Below are 14076 nucleotides of genomic sequence, written 5' to 3'. Positions count from 1 at the left end.
CATGTTGGACACTGTGAAAACAAATGCGCCTGTCTTGATCCTGCTCGGCCCTCCCGGGGCCGGCAAAGGCACCCAAGCGCGTATGCTGGAAACCAAATTTGGCTTGGTGCAGCTTTCCACCGGAGACCTGCTGCGCGCTGCGGTTGCTGCGGGCACCGAGGCCGGTTTGGCGGCGCGCGCGGTGATGGAAGCGGGTGGTCTGGTCTCTGATGAGATTGTGATTGCCATACTGCGCGACCGCCTGAAGGAAGCTGATTGTGCCAAAGGGGTGATCCTGGATGGGTTCCCACGTACGGGAGCACAGGCTGAGGCGCTGGACGCGCTTCTGGCGGACAGTGATCAGCGCATCAATGCGGCCATCAGCCTTGAGGTTGAGGATGCTGCGATGGTGAGCCGGATTTCCGGCCGCTACACCTGCGGTGACTGCGGCGAGGGCTACCACGACAGCTTCAAGAAACCTGCCAAAGACGGTGTGTGTGATCAGTGTGGAGGCGCTGATTTCAAACGTCGTGCGGATGACAACGCGGAAACCGTTGCCAGCCGTCTGGAGGCGTACCACGCCCAGACTGCGCCTTTGATTGCCTACTACGACGGCAAGGGCGCGCTGAAAAAAGTGGATGCGATGGGGGCGATTGACGCCATCGCCAACGAACTGAGCGCGATCGTTTCTGAAGCGACCGCATGAGGGAAAGCACTTGCGCGTCCTCCGTGACGCGTCGGTGTGGAGGAAAGAACCGAGAGGGAGGAGACATATATGTCCGACAACTCATCCAACGACGCCTATTGGAAAGCCAATGTGCGTATCATTTTGATCAGCCTCGTCATCTGGGCGCTGGTTTCTTTTGGGTTTGGCATCCTGCTGCGCCCAATGCTTGCGGGGATCTCTGTGGGCGGGTCTGACCTGGGCTTCTGGTTTGCCCAGCAAGGATCGATCCTGGTCTTCCTGGCGCTGATCTTCAACTACGCCTGGCAGATGAACAAACTCGACATCGCCCACGGCGTTGACGAAGAATAATAAGGATCTGAGGGACAATGAGCCAATTCGCAATCAACCTGCTGTTTGTGGGCGCGTCATTCGCGCTATACATCGGCATCGCGATCTGGGCCCGCGCCGGGTCCACGTCTGAATTCTACGCTGCGGGTCGCGGCGTTCACCCGGTCACCAATGGTATGGCGACAGCGGCGGACTGGATGTCCGCGGCCTCGTTTATCTCCATGGCTGGCCTCATCGCCTTTACCGGCTATGACAACTCTTCCTTCCTGATGGGCTGGACCGGTGGTTACGTGCTGTTGGCACTGCTGCTTGCGCCTTACCTGCGAAAGTTTGGCAAGTTCACCGTGTCGGAGTTCATCGGCGATCGTTTCTACAGCCCAACCGCCCGTATTGTGGCTGTGGTCTGCTTGATCGTTGCCTCCACCACCTACGTGATTGGTCAGATGACCGGTGTGGGCGTGGCCTTTGGCCGCTTCCTGGAAGTGTCCAACACTGCCGGCCTGCTGATCGGTGCCTGTGTTGTGTTTGCCTATGCTGTTTTTGGCGGCATGAAAGGTGTGACCTACACCCAGGTGGCGCAGTACTGTGTTCTGATCACTGCCTACACCATTCCAGCGGTCTTCATCTCGCTGCAGCTGACCGGCACGCCAATCCCGGCGCTGGGTCTGTTTGGTGAGCACGCAGCCTCCGGTGAGCCTCTGCTGGCGAAACTGGATGCGGTTGTGACCGACCTTGGCTTCAAGGAATACACAGCCCACCACGCCGACACGCTGAACATGGTGCTCTTCACCCTGTCTCTGATGATCGGTACCGCAGGTCTGCCACACGTCATCATGCGCTTCTTCACCGTGCCAAAAGTTTCGGACGCCCGTTGGTCCGCAGGCTGGACGCTGGTGTTTATTGCGCTGCTTTATCTGACGGCGCCTGCTGTTGGTGCGATGGCCCGCCTGAACATCTCCGAGCTGATGTGGCCAAATGGCGGCATCTCCGGTGAAGCGGTGACCACTGAGCAGATCGCTAACGATCCTGAGTATGACTGGATGGCCACATGGCAGAAAACCGGTCTGCTGGATTGGGAAGACAAAAACGGCGACGGCAAGATCCAGTTCTACAACGACAAGAACGAAGATCTTCAGGCAATGGCCGCGGAAAAAGGCTGGGAAGGCAACGAGCTGACCAAGTTTAACCGTGACATCCTGGTGCTGGCGAACCCTGAAATCGCAAACCTGCCTTCCTGGGTGATTGGTCTTGTGGCTGCGGGTGGTCTGGCAGCGGCGCTGTCTACTGCTGCGGGTCTGTTGCTGGCGATCTCCTCCGCCGTGTCTCACGACCTGATCAAAGGTGCGATCAACCCGAACATCTCCGAGAAGGGCGAACTTCTGTCCGCGCGGATCGCGATGGCAGTGGCAATTGCTGTGGCAACGTGGCTGGGCCTGAACCCTCCTGGCTTTGCAGCGCAAACCGTGGCCCTGGCCTTCGGTCTGGCAGCGGCGTCCATCTTCCCGGCGTTGATGATGGGGATCTTCTCCACCAAGATCAACAACACTGGTGCGGTGGCCGGCATGCTGGCAGGTCTGGTTGTGACCCTGATCTACATCTTCCTGCACAAAGGCTGGCTGTTCATTCCGGGCACCAACTCCTTCACCGATGCTGACCCGCTTCTGGGTACGATCAAATCGACCAGCTTCGGTGCCATTGGTGCGGCGGTGAACTTTGCGGTGGCCTACATTGTGGCAGGCATGACCAAAGAGACACCAGCAGAGATCAAGGCGCTTGTGGAAAGCGTTCGTGTTCCCCGCGGCGCAGGTGCAGCTCAGGACCACTGAGCCCTTGCGTCCCCTGACGGCGGGTTGCCCCCCAATCCGCCGTCACTTTAACGCCGTTGCCTCCGATCCTGTCGGGGGCAACTTTTCCCTTCCAGGACTGACGGTTGGCTTGGAAGTGAGTGCTGCGGCAGCGCGTCCGCTTGCCGCTTACGCCCCCCACATGACAAGGTGCTCCCATGTCACTAACTCATGATCAAATAACCCGTTTTTTGCGTTCCGTTCATCCCTATGACAGCCTGTCTGACGAGGCGTTGCAGGAGCTGGGCGCGTCTTTTGAAGTTCAAATTCTAGAAACCGATGCGCAGATTTATCGCCTTGGACAAAAGCTTGAGGGCCTGTACCTGATTTATAGCGGCACCGTGGAGGTGACCGATGAAAATAGCGCGGTGGTGTCCCATTTGGGATTGCGCAATTCCTTTGGCGAAAGGGGGCTGCTGCGCGATGGCGTTGCGGTGACCAGCGCCCGATGCGAAAGCGACACCACCTTGTTGATGCTACCTGTGAGTGCCTTCCAGAAAGTGCGCACCACGGAAGGCGCGGTGCAGCGGTTCTTTGATCGGGCCGGCCCGGTTACCCGCAAGGCGCCCACCAGTGATCTGGCCTCCACCGAGGTGGCCACCATCATGGCGCGGACACCGATCACGCTGGCGCCGGAAGATACCGTCAGAGCTGCGGCACAGAAGATGCACGCCGCTGGCATTTCGTCGCTTTGCATCACCGAAGGCGATGCGCTTTTGGGCATCATCACTACCGGCGATCTGGTCGGGAAAGTTTTGGCCGAGGATCGCACACCAGAAACTGCTCTGGCAGAAATTATGACCCGCGCGCCAAGGACACTGCCCTCCACCGCGATTGGCTCGGACGTGCTGCATATGATGATGGAGCATGGCATTGGGCATATTCCAATTGTCGACAAGGAGCAGCTGGTTGGCATCGTCACCCAGACCGATCTGACACGCTTTCAAGCGGTCACCAGCGCCGAGATGGTACGGGAAATTGCCAAGGCGGACAGCGCCGAGGAAATGGCCAAAGTCACCGCCCGCATTCCTCAGCTGTTGACGCAATTGGTTGGCGCGGGGCATCGGCATGACATTGTCACGCGCTTGATCACCGATGTGGCGGATACGGCCACGCGGCGGCTATTGGCGTTGGCAGAAGATACACTTGGTGCGCCACCTGTGCCGTATGTTTGGCTGGCCTGTGGCTCTCAGGGGCGGCAAGAACAGACCGGCGTGAGCGATCAGGACAACTGTTTGATCCTGGATGATGCGGCCACGGAAGAGATGCGCACGGGCTATTTTGCACAGCTGGCGCAGTTTGTTTGCGACGGGCTCAATACCTGCGGCTATGTCTATTGCCCTGGCGATATGATGGCGACGGCGGACCGCTGGCGGCAACCGCTGCGGGTCTGGCGGGAATACTTTGTCGGCTGGATCACAACGCCCAACCCCGAAGCGCAGATGCTGGCCAGCGTGATGTTTGATCTGCGGCCCATCGGAGGCAAGCTGGATTGTTTTGCACGGCTGCAGAACGAGACCTTGGCGGCCGCGTCCCATAACTCGATCTTTGTCGCCCATATGGTGGGGAATGCGCTCAAGCACCATCCGCCGCTCGGCGTGCTGCGCGGGTTGGCGACCATTCGCTCTGGCGAGCACAAAAACCAGATTGATATGAAGCACAATGGGGTTGTGCCGGTGGTCGATTTGGGGCGGTTGTGTGCCTTGCAGGGGCGGTTGACACCGGCCAACACCCGCGCTCGGTTGCGGGCGGCCAGTGATGGATCGGCGGGGATTTCAAGCGCGGGTGCGGCGGACCTGCTGAACGCGTATGATTTGATTGCGGAGATGCGGCTGGACCATCAGCTGCGCCAGATCCATGCGGGACAAGCGCCGGATAACTATTTGTCACCGGCAGATTTGTCGGACTTTGAACGCAGCCATCTGCGTGACGCCTTTGTGGTTGTGAAATCGCTTCAATCTGCGATTGGCCATGGGCGCGACGCATTGAGCTAACGAAAGACGAGGGGGGAGCGAGATGTTTCTGGAACTGATCGCGGTGATTTTTGCAGGCATGGGCGGCGCTGGGTTGATGGCGCTCATCCGAATGGCGACCGGTGGGCGGTTGCCGAAATGGCTGACGCCGGTGGCAGCCGGGGGCGCAATGATCGCCGCCACTGTTAGCTCTGAATACAGCTGGTACAGCCGCACAACAGCCACATTGCCAGAGGGCTTTGAGGTCGTGGAAACCGTGGAAACCAACGCGGTTTACCGTCCCTGGACCTACGTCGTGCCTTTGACCGAACGCTTTGTGGCGTTGGACACGGCTTCGGTTCAGACCAATCCGGCGCAGCCTGATCTGCGTTTGGCGCAGGTGTATTTCTATGGCCGCTGGTCGCCGCTGAACCGCCTGAATGTGGCAGCAGATTGCGGGACAGGGCGCCGTGCCGCGCTGACCGATGGGATCAGCTTTGACGATGCCGGCTCCATTGAGGGCGCGCAGTGGGTTACCGCGCCGGAAGACGACGTGCTACTAGCGGCTGTGTGTGAGGTTTCCTGATGGGACAGCGGGCGATTTTGGCGGGGTTGTCATTGCGGTTGCGCATCTTGCTGTTCTTCGCTCTGTTGGCCTTAGGCGGCGTGGCGGTGATGTTTGGCGCGCTTTGGGCGGGCTATCGGAGCGCGCTGACGGACGGGGTGGCGAGCGGGTTTATCCTTGCGGGGATCATTGGCGGCTTTGGTTTTCTGGCCTTGGCCGTGGGCATCTGGCTGTTGTTTGACGAGAATGTCGCCAAGCCCATTCAAGCCTTGTCCACCACATTGCGCGCGCGGGCGCATTCCGGTGTGAATGCCACAGTGGACACTCATTCGGCGCGCTACCTGGGCGATTTGGCGCCGGCCGTCGAAGCGGTGTCGACGCGGTTGAGCAATGCCACCATCGATATTGCCCAGACCGTTGCCCAAGAGACCGAGACGCTGACCTCTGACCGAGAGCAACTCACGGCGCTGTTGACCGAGATCCCGGTGGCAATCCTGTTGGTTGGTCCGGATCATCGGATTGTGCTCTATGACGGGCAGGCAGCGGGGACCTTGGCGCAGATTGCGCCGCCGCGGTTGAATGCGTCGATATTTGATTACCTCTCCAAAGAGCGCGTGCTGGATGCGCATGAGCGCCTGTTGCAGGGCGGCGCGGAGGTGGCGTTTGAGGCGACATGTCCGGATGGGCGGGTGTCCTTTGATGCGCGGCTTAAGCCGTTGCGCGGCACGCACAGCTACATGATCCTGATTGATGATGCCCATGCGGAGATTGCACCTGACGCGGAGCGGCCGCTGACGTTTGATTTTGAACTGCTAGGCGATCAGCCGATTTCCGATCTGGCGGCGCGGCGGCTCGATCAAATCCCATTTGTGGTGTTTGACTGTGAAACAACTGGTTTGCTGCCTCACAAAGACGAGCTGGTGCAACTGGGCGCAGTGCGGGTTTTGCGGGGCGAGATTGTGCATGGGGAGGCGATGAATCGCTACATTCATCCGGGCCGTCCCATTCCGCCAGCCTCCACGAAAGTGCACCACATCACCGATGCTATGGTGGCTTCTGCGCCGCCGCCAAAATCGGTGGTGGCAGAGTTTCACCACTTTGCACGGGACGCCGTGATCGTGGCCCACAATGCGCCGTTCGATATGGCGTTTATGCATCGGCACGGGAACGAGATGGAGATCGACTGGCCGCAGCCTATTCTGGATACGGTGCTGCTCTCGGCGGTGTTGTTTGGCACCACCGAGAAGCACACTTTGGACGCGCTTTGTGAGCGCTTGGGGGTGGTGATCCCAGAGCATCTGCGCCACACGGCGTTGGGTGATGCACAGGCCACAGCAGAGGTACTCTGTCACATGCTGCCGATGCTGGCCGCACGGGGGCATACCACCCTTGGAGATGTGTTGGAACAGACCCGCAAGCATGGCCGCTTGCTGGACGACATGAACTGAGGCGACGTAGCTTACTTCGGCAAGATCGGGACCATGGTGCCAGTCATCAGCGCGATCTGCGTGCGTTTCGTGCCTGCGATGGCAAAGACTTCGGCCTGCACGATCACCAGCCGCTTGCCTGGTTTGATGACTTTGCCGACGGCCTCTAGGCGTTCGCCTTGAGCGGGGGCGAGCAGGTGAATTTTCATTTCACTGGTGAGAACTTCGGCTTCCAAGGGCATGACAGACAAAGCGGAATAGCCCGCGGCGCTGTCGCCCAGACCAAAGGTCAAAGCGGCGTGGCCGAAGCCGTGTTGCTGTTGACAGGTCTCCAGAACGGGGGCAGCCAAGGTCACGCTGCCGTCCGACACATCGGCGACGGTTGCGCCCATGGTTTGCATCATAGATTGCTTGGCAAAGCTGGCGCGAATTTTGGCGTCGATTTCTGGTGACATGCTGCGTTGCTCCTATTTGGATGCTTGTATCCTGAAGGGGGCGGCGCGTGATGGTCAATCAGTGACGTTGCGAATTTCTTCAAGAATCATAGAGAATTGGCACGCGCGCTTAACGCGGCATGGGCAGTTGGCGAGGGGTTTGGCCGGTGATAATCGCCATGGCCTCGGGGCGCATCAGCGCAGCCAAGGCAGTGTCGTCCGAGCGTAAACCGCCGGTGTAGGTGCCATATGCGGGCAGAATGACCCGGTCGCTGTCAAACAGGAAGGCCGGGCGCGAGATGCTGCGCAGGCGGGTTTTTACGCGAACTTTGGGGTGATAGTGGCCTGAGACTTCGCCACTTTTCCCGTTCTGCGCGATATGGCGAAAAGTCAATGGGGGCACTGGCAGCTCGGCCAGATGTGCGCCACCAAGGTCGATGGGGCCGGGGTCATGGTTGCCTTCGATCCAGACCCAACGGCGTCCGGCCTGAAGGCGGGAAATCCAAAGGCGGTCCGCCTCTGGCAGCGTCTTGGCAGCTTCGACATCGTCAAAGCTGTCGCCTAGGCAAATCACTGTGGCGGCGTTGCTGGCCTGAAGGTCATTTTCCAATCTTATCAATGTGTCACGGGTCTCATACGGCGGCATTGCTGGGCCGCCACGACGTAGGACGCGCTCGGTTTTACCGAGGTGCAGGTCGGACACGATCAACATGCGCTGATCCTCCCACCAGAGAGCGCCAGAGCCCAATGCGGTGAGGGTTGTCCCAGCCAGTGAAAAGGAAACTCTGTTCATGGTATGTTCGTATCGTGTGTCCCCAAATGGATCAAGGGGGCAGTTTCACCCCTTGCAGAATTCGAACATTTCTCCGGCTTTTGCGCAGCTTTGTGCGTGCTGGGATGCACAACCTAAACTTTTGCGAGCCCGCTGTCGTTCATAAGCGCTTCGGTCTCTTCCGCGAGCAGCCGTTCCTCCGCGCTGCCGCTTTGCACGGGCACTTTGCCAACTTCCAACAACAGCGGCGCGGCCAGTGGCGTGACATGCGGCGCGACGACGTGGTCTATCCGGTCTTCGACACTTTTGAGCAACGCCTCGATCCGGGAAAAATCCACCAGACCGCGCAACGCCTCTTCGCGGGTGATTTGCATCAAGACGTGATCTGGATCGTATTTGAGCAGGGTATCGTAAAGAATGTCTGAACTGAACGTTGCCTGCCGCCCCGACTTGCGCGCACTTGGAGTGTTGCGCTCGATCAGGCCGGCAATGGTGGCGGCGCCCCGGAAGGTTTTCTTCATCAGCGCATTGCCCGCCAGCCAGTCGTCCAAGCCGTCTTTCAATGTCTTCAGGTCAAACAGCGGGCGCGGGTCGGTCACTTCGTCCAGCCCCCAGATGAGCGTGGCATAGTCTGAGGACACAAACCCCATCGGGGCGAGGTCCATGTCTTCCATGCGTTTGGTCAGCAGTAGGCCGAGGGTTTGCTGCGCGTTGCGCCCGGCAAAGCCGTAGACGCACATGTTTTGTCTTCCGTCGCGCTCAAAGGTTTCCACCAACAATCGATCTGGTTCCGGCAGTCGGGACATGCTGCGCTGGAGGTGCAGCCAGTCTGCCGTGTGCGCGGGCAAGTCGGGCCAGCTCTCCGCTTGCAAATAACGTAATGTGCGCTGGGACAGCTGCGTTGAGGTGGAGAATTTGGTGCCGGAAAACACGGCCACGCGAGGTTTTCGGCTGGCATTACGTGAGACCTGCACTGTCATGTCGCGGAGACCTTCGTAGCGTACAATTTGACCGCCGATCAGGAAGGTGTCGCCTGCGGAAAGCGTTGCGGCAAAGGCTTCCTCGACTTCACCCAGAGGTTTGCCACCGCGGTTGCGTTTGAGCTGCACCTTGAGGGTGTCGCTGTCCTGAATGGTGCCCGCGTTCATGCGCAGGCGCGCGGCAGCACGCGGGTCGCGCAGTTGCCATTGGCCGTCGGGGCGCTGTTGCAAGCGCTGCCAGCGGTCATAGGCTTTAAGCGCGTAGCCGCCGGTGGCGCAGAACTCCAGACAGGTGTCAAAGGCGTCGCGGGACAGGTCCATATAAGCGCCCGCGCTGGTCATTTCGGTATAGAGGTCGTCCGCGTCAAACGGGCCGGAGGCGGCGCGCAGCAGGATATGCTGGCAAAGCACGTCGCGGGGACCAGGGCCCCGTGGGTCGCCGTCTAGGTCGCCTTCCTGCACGGCTTGCAGGGCGTTGATGCATTCGACCACTTCCCACCGGTTGGCGGGCACCAGCAGTGCCTTGGAGGGGGCGTTGTAGCGGTGATTGGCGCGGCCGATGCGTTGCACCAGACGTTTGACGTTTTTGGGGGCACCCACCTGAATCACAAGGTCGACGTCGCCCCAATCGATGCCGAGATCCAAGCTGCCAGTGCAGACAATGGCACGCAGGTCGCCACGCACCATAGCGGCTTCGACCTTCTCACGTTGTTCGCGATCAAGGCTGCCATGGTGGATGCCGATGGGCAGAGCGTCATCATTGGCAAGCCACAGATTGTGAAAGAAAATCTCCGCCTGCGCCCGGGTGTTGTGGAAGATCAGTGTGGTCTTGTGGGCTTTGACCTGCTCCAAAACGGCGGGGATGGCATAGGCCGCGCCGCCGCCAAGCCAAGGCGGAGCTTCTTCGGTCTCCAGCATGGCAATGTCGGGCGCGGGGCCGGGATCGGCATATAGGATTTCGTAGGGATCGGGATTGCGGGCGAGCAGCCTAGCGATGTCTTCGGGATGGTCGACGGTGGCAGAGAGACCGACGCGTTTGAGGTCGGGACAGAGGGATTGCAGGCGGGCGAGGGCGAGGAAGAGTTGATCACCGCGTTTGCTTTCCGCTAGCGCGTGGATTTCGTCCACCACCACGCGTTTGATTCCTTTGAAGATGCGGGGCGCATCTTCGTAAGAGGTTAGAAGTGCCAGACTTTCCGGGGTCGTTAACAAGATATGCGGAGGGTCAACGCGCTGGCGTTTCTTCACGGTTTGCGACGTGTCGCCAGTGCGGTCCTCGATGCGGATGTCGAGGCCAATTTCCTCTACCGGGGCACGCAAATTGCGTTTGATGTCGGCCGCCAGCGCTTTGAGAGGGGAGACGTAGAGGGTGTGTAGGCCCTCATGTGGAGAGGCGGCCAGATCGGCCAAAGTCGGTAAGAACCCGGCGAGGGTTTTGCCGCCGCCCGTGGGGGCGATCAGCAAGGTGCAGGGATCCTCGGCGCGGGCCAGCATGTCGCGCTGGTGCGGGTGCGGTTGCCAATTGCGTTTGGCAAACCAGGCTTCGATGTTGTGCGGTAGCGCCGTTGTGTCCGGCAAGGCTCAGGTCGCGTCGGGCGCGCAAAAAAGGTTATACAACAGAGAGATAACCTGTGAGGTATTGTCGTCCGCCAGGCTGTAAAAGATGGTTTTCCCATCGCGTCGCGTGGTGACAAGCCCCTCTTCGCGCAGGCGGGCGAGCATCTGGCTCACTGCGGCTTGACGCAGGTCGAGCAGGGCTTCCAGTTCCGACACCGATTTTTCGCCAGACCCCAGGTGGCACAGGATCATCAAACGGCCCGAATGTGCCAGCGTTTTTAGGTAAGCGGCTGCGGCTTCGGCGTTTTTCTCCATCTCGGAGGGCGGTGCTGGCGGGGTTTGGATATTCACGGTATTGGGCCCAGTTGCTCCTGTCTGGGCTTCATATAGCACCGACCGCGCCGGTTTTCGAGATGTCTTACGATTTTAGTGGGGCACCGCCGGCAAAATCGTTGCCGTTGACATAGTCACAAGGGGCGTCCTGCATTTGGAGATGCAGGCCGTTTCCGTCAAATTTGTGTTGCTTGGCAAGGGTTTCGTTGACCTCTATGCCCAGTCCGGGCGCGGTTGGCGGACTGACAAAGCCGTTTTCAACCTTGATGGAGGATGTGATGAGCGCGTCGTGGAAGTCTGTCTCGATGGTCTCGATCATCAGGAGGTTCGGGATGGAGGCGGCGAGGTGGATGTTGGCGGCCCACTCGATGGGGCCGGCGTAGAGGTGGGGCGCCATTTGGGCGTTGTAACACTCTGCAATTGCAGCGACTTTTTTCATTTCCCAGATGCCACCCGCGCGTCCTAACGCGGGTTGCAGGATTTCGGCGGCGCCGGTGCGCAAGACTGTGGCAAACTCGGATTTGGTGGTCATGCGTTCGCCGGTAGCCACTGGAATCCTTACGTTTTTGGCCACGCGCGCCATGTCTTCTATATTGTCCGGCGGGGTGGGTTCTTCGAACCAGAGCGGGCTGTAGGGCTCTAGCGCTTGGCCCAGGCGGATGGCGCCTGCGGTGTTGAATTGACCATGGGTTCCGAAGAGCAAATCTGCTTTGTTTCCAACAGCTTCGCGGATGGCAGCGCAGAAGGCGACGGACATGGAAATGTCGCTCATGGCAGGCATGTGGCCGCCGCGCATGGTGTAGGGGCCTGCGGGGTCGAATTTCACCGCTGTGTAGCCTTTTTCAACCATCGCCAGCGCGCTTTCGGCGGCCATTTCCGGGGAGGTCCAGAAGTCGGAAATGTTATGGTGTTCAAGGGGATAGAGGTAGGTGTAGGCGCGCAGGCGTTCGTTCATCAGGCCGCCCAGAAGGGCGTAGACGGGGCGGTCGCGGTCTTTGCCCAGGATGTCCCAACAGGCGATTTCGAGGCCGGAGAAGGCGCCCATAACCGTTAAATCCGGGCGTTGCGTAAATCCCGACGAGTAAGTGCGGCGGAACAATCGTTCAATGTTTTCAGGGTTTTCGCCCTCGAAATACCGTTCAAAAACGTCACGGATCACCGCTTCCATGGCGTCGGGGCCCACAGAGGAAGCGTAGCATTCGCCCCAGCCGGTGATGCCGGTATCCGTTTGAAGTCTCACCAAAATCCAGTAACGCCCGCCCCAACCGGGGGCGGGGGGCGCGGTGACGATGATATCCAGATCGGTGAGCTTCATCGGCGTGGTCCTTACAACAGCGTTCGGTGAAGTAAGGGGCCTTTTTGAGTATAAAATCAACGTCGGTATTTTGTCGGTATCGTGACTGTTTTGCGGTGGTGCGTATTTGCCCGTTGCGTTTGTTAACCTGAAGACGCGTTAAGATGTGCATCGACCACGCGCTGTACCATCGGGGCAAAATGCCAGAAGTCTGGCGTGACCATATCAGCGCGCTTTCCGGCCTCGTCGAGGTAGCGGACCTGAATGATCTTCTCCAGATTTGGATTGGCTGCGAAAGTGGCGACTTCGTCGTCCGACATCGGGCCGCCTTGAAGCTCCAAGGTGTGCACAGAGGCGGCGGAGAGGCGTTTGAAGTATTCCGGCTTGGTGGCGCAGAGGTAGCGTTTGGCGGCGACGTGGTAGAGCACGCAGTCGGTGACTACTGATGGGAAGAAGGGGGCGAGCACTTCGGCGCCCGCGTCTTCGTGGTGGCGGTCCTCGGTGTCGTCGGGATGGTAGGTGCCAAACTCGGAGGTGAAATGGCCGATGTCATGCAGGAGAGCGGCGACAATCACGTCCTCGGGCATGCCGTTTTGTTCGGCGATGGTGGCGCCTTGTAACATGTGCTCTGCCATGGTGACCGGTTCGCCGAGGTATTCCTCGCCGCCGCGGCGGTCAAAGATGTCGCCCAGAAAGGCCACGATGTTGTCTTGCGTCAGTGTGGAGAAATCCGGTTTCATGCGGTTGCCTCCAGCGCTGCGAGGGTAGAGAGCAGCCCGTCTTTGTCGGCGTAACAGCCTTGCAGCCAGCGTTTGCCTGCGCCGGAATAGCCTTTGCGGGCGTGCAGGACACGGGTGTTGTCGACAATGAACGCCTCACCCGGGGCCAGTTTGAAGCGGACCTCCGACGCTGGGTCGTCGATGATGTCGGACAGTTGACGCAGGGCGGCGTAGTAGGCGGGCATTTTGTCAAATGGCACGTCGACCGGCGCGGCGGCGGAGCGGGCGTTGAAGCGAATGTTTTGAAAGGTGCCTTCGGGGGTTAGGCCGATCACTGGGCGGCGAGAGGTGAGTTTCACGCCTGCTTCACCTGCATATTCAAACCGCGCGGAATGGCTGTGCAGAAGTGCAAAGCCTTCGGGGTTGATTTCGCGTAGCATTTGCGCCGCTGCAAAGCCGTCCACCACCATGTTGTCGCCACCTTCGGCGGAATTCTCAAGACAGGACAGGATTTGCAGGGTTGGCACCGGATCGCGGTAGGGGTTGTCTGTGTGGGCTTGCAGGCCAAGGCCGGTGAAGGCGAGGTTGGTTGGGTTGACCTCTGTGCGGACCTCAAAGTGACGGCCGTAGTTGGTCTCGCGGACGTAGCCGAAGAGGTCGACGACTTTGAACAGGGCGCCGGATTCTGTGGGCAGGCCGGTGACCTTGGCAAAGCCGTAGCGACGGATGGCAGCGAGCCATGTGCGTTTGGCGTCCGGGTTGCTGGCGAGGTCAGGGTAGTGGCCAGTGGGCACGTCTTCGTTAAGGGCTTCGTCCCAGGTTTCAGCGTGCTCCGGCAGGTGGCCCGGCGTGGTGTCTTGCGGGCGGTCATAGGCATTGGCGAGGAGCCATGTGATGGGGAAGGACACCGGTTTGTTGTCATTGGCAAAGGTGACAGACACTGCATTGTCGTGGGCTTCCGCGGTGGCGAGGGCGCAATTGTCTGGCAGATCGGCCAGAGTGATCAGCCGCTGGCCGTTGCCGGGATCGCGGGTGTCGGCATCCAGTGCGTTGTGGCGGAGCCAGACGCTGTGAAAGCGAAAACTGCCAGAGGGCGTTGTGAGCGTGAGGACCTGATTGTCGGGGGAGAGCTGCACCTGGGTCATGAGATGTCCTTGGGTTGGGCGAGGGCTTGAGAGCTTTTGATGTCTTGTCGACAAACTGGG

At 59.7% G+C, this 14076-nt stretch carries 13 protein-coding genes; 6 read left to right on the top strand and 7 right to left on the bottom strand.

The window, feature by feature from the left end; genetic code table 11:
• The first annotated feature begins 1 nt into the window (after position 1).
• From SIB92_RS09915 to SIB92_RS09890, 6 genes are all read left to right on the top strand, one after another.
• Positions 2-685: an adenylate kinase gene (locus SIB92_RS09915; RefSeq protein ID WP_412555625.1), complete on the top strand. Its 684-nt coding sequence runs from the start codon at positions 2-4 to the stop codon at positions 683-685.
• A 69-nt stretch (positions 686-754) separates the two neighbouring features.
• Positions 755-1015, top strand: a complete 261-nt coding sequence (locus tag SIB92_RS09910; RefSeq protein ID WP_168591549.1) for a DUF4212 domain-containing protein — start codon at positions 755-757, stop codon at positions 1013-1015.
• A 17-nt stretch (positions 1016-1032) separates the two neighbouring features.
• The gene (locus tag SIB92_RS09905; RefSeq protein WP_168591550.1) at positions 1033-2820 is read left to right on the top strand and encodes a sodium:solute symporter family protein; all 1788 of its coding nucleotides are present in this window, start codon (positions 1033-1035) and stop codon (positions 2818-2820) included.
• A gap of 176 nt (positions 2821-2996) precedes the next feature.
• Positions 2997-4832: a DUF294 nucleotidyltransferase-like domain-containing protein gene (locus tag SIB92_RS09900; RefSeq protein WP_412555624.1), complete on the top strand. Its 1836-nt coding sequence runs from the start codon at positions 2997-2999 to the stop codon at positions 4830-4832.
• Positions 4833-4854: 22 nt separating this feature from the next.
• Positions 4855-5376 (top strand): hypothetical protein, encoded by a 522-nt coding sequence (locus tag SIB92_RS09895; RefSeq protein ID WP_412555623.1) that lies wholly within the window; start codon positions 4855-4857, stop codon positions 5374-5376.
• Positions 5376-6803 (top strand): exonuclease domain-containing protein, encoded by a 1428-nt coding sequence (locus SIB92_RS09890; protein WP_412555622.1) that lies wholly within the window; start codon positions 5376-5378, stop codon positions 6801-6803. The genes SIB92_RS09895 and SIB92_RS09890 overlap by 1 nt, the downstream gene beginning before the upstream one ends.
• Before the next feature lie 11 nt (positions 6804-6814).
• Here the strand turns inward: SIB92_RS09890 and SIB92_RS09885 are convergent, their stop codons facing one another.
• From SIB92_RS09885 to SIB92_RS09855, 7 genes are all read right to left on the bottom strand, one after another.
• Positions 6815-7237, bottom strand: a complete 423-nt coding sequence (locus SIB92_RS09885) for a PaaI family thioesterase (protein WP_412555621.1) — start codon at positions 7235-7237, stop codon at positions 6815-6817.
• A gap of 109 nt (positions 7238-7346) precedes the next feature.
• Entirely contained in the window at positions 7347-8009 is a 663-nt protein-coding gene (pdeM, locus tag SIB92_RS09880) for a ligase-associated DNA damage response endonuclease PdeM (protein WP_412555620.1), read from the bottom strand.
• Between the two features lie 113 nt (positions 8010-8122).
• Positions 8123-10546 (bottom strand): ligase-associated DNA damage response DEXH box helicase, encoded by a 2424-nt coding sequence (locus SIB92_RS09875; RefSeq protein WP_412555619.1) that lies wholly within the window; start codon positions 10544-10546, stop codon positions 8123-8125.
• 3 nt (positions 10547-10549) lie between these two features.
• Positions 10550-10840, bottom strand: coding sequence for an ArsR/SmtB family transcription factor (locus tag SIB92_RS09870; protein ID WP_168591570.1), 291 nt, complete (start codon positions 10838-10840; stop codon positions 10550-10552).
• Between the two features lie 103 nt (positions 10841-10943).
• Complete coding sequence (locus SIB92_RS09865) at positions 10944-12173, bottom strand: mandelate racemase/muconate lactonizing enzyme family protein (RefSeq protein WP_412555618.1); 1230 nt, start codon at positions 12171-12173, stop codon at positions 10944-10946.
• 122 nt (positions 12174-12295) lie between these two features.
• Positions 12296-12892, bottom strand: a complete 597-nt coding sequence (locus SIB92_RS09860) for an HD domain-containing protein (protein ID WP_412555617.1) — start codon at positions 12890-12892, stop codon at positions 12296-12298.
• Positions 12889-14016, bottom strand: coding sequence for a TauD/TfdA family dioxygenase (locus tag SIB92_RS09855; protein WP_412555616.1), 1128 nt, complete (start codon positions 14014-14016; stop codon positions 12889-12891). The genes SIB92_RS09860 and SIB92_RS09855 overlap by 4 nt, the downstream gene beginning before the upstream one ends.
• Positions 14017-14076: the final 60 nt, after the last annotated feature.

The sequence above is a fragment of the Shimia sp. MIT1388 genome (assembly GCF_047124445.1).
Lineage (GTDB): Bacteria > Pseudomonadota > Alphaproteobacteria > Rhodobacterales > Rhodobacteraceae > Shimia.
This window is presented reverse-complemented; position numbering and strand designations above follow the sequence as displayed.

Bases quoted from the DNA above. Each gene is read 5' to 3' on its own strand.
- SIB92_RS09915 (WP_412555625.1), top strand. From the start codon at position 2: ATGTTGGACACTGTGAAAACAAATGCGCCTGTCTTGATCCTGCTCGGC.
- SIB92_RS09910 (WP_168591549.1), top strand. From the start codon at position 755: ATGTCCGACAACTCATCCAACGACGCCTATTGGAAAGCCAATGTGCGT.
- SIB92_RS09905 (WP_168591550.1), top strand. From the start codon at position 1,033: ATGAGCCAATTCGCAATCAACCTGCTGTTTGTGGGCGCGTCATTCGCG.
- SIB92_RS09900 (WP_412555624.1), top strand. From the start codon at position 2,997: ATGTCACTAACTCATGATCAAATAACCCGTTTTTTGCGTTCCGTTCAT.
- SIB92_RS09895 (WP_412555623.1), top strand. From the start codon at position 4,855: ATGTTTCTGGAACTGATCGCGGTGATTTTTGCAGGCATGGGCGGCGCT.
- SIB92_RS09890 (WP_412555622.1), top strand. From the start codon at position 5,376: ATGGGACAGCGGGCGATTTTGGCGGGGTTGTCATTGCGGTTGCGCATC.
- SIB92_RS09885 (WP_412555621.1), bottom strand. From the start codon at position 7,237: ATGTCACCAGAAATCGACGCCAAAATTCGCGCCAGCTTTGCCAAGCAA.
- pdeM (WP_412555620.1), bottom strand. From the start codon at position 8,009: ATGAACAGAGTTTCCTTTTCACTGGCTGGGACAACCCTCACCGCATTG.
- SIB92_RS09870 (WP_168591570.1), bottom strand. From the start codon at position 10,840: ATGGAGAAAAACGCCGAAGCCGCAGCCGCTTACCTAAAAACGCTGGCA.
- SIB92_RS09865 (WP_412555618.1), bottom strand. From the start codon at position 12,173: ATGAAGCTCACCGATCTGGATATCATCGTCACCGCGCCCCCCGCCCCC.
- SIB92_RS09860 (WP_412555617.1), bottom strand. From the start codon at position 12,892: ATGAAACCGGATTTCTCCACACTGACGCAAGACAACATCGTGGCCTTT.
- SIB92_RS09855 (WP_412555616.1), bottom strand. From the start codon at position 14,016: ATGACCCAGGTGCAGCTCTCCCCCGACAATCAGGTCCTCACGCTCACA.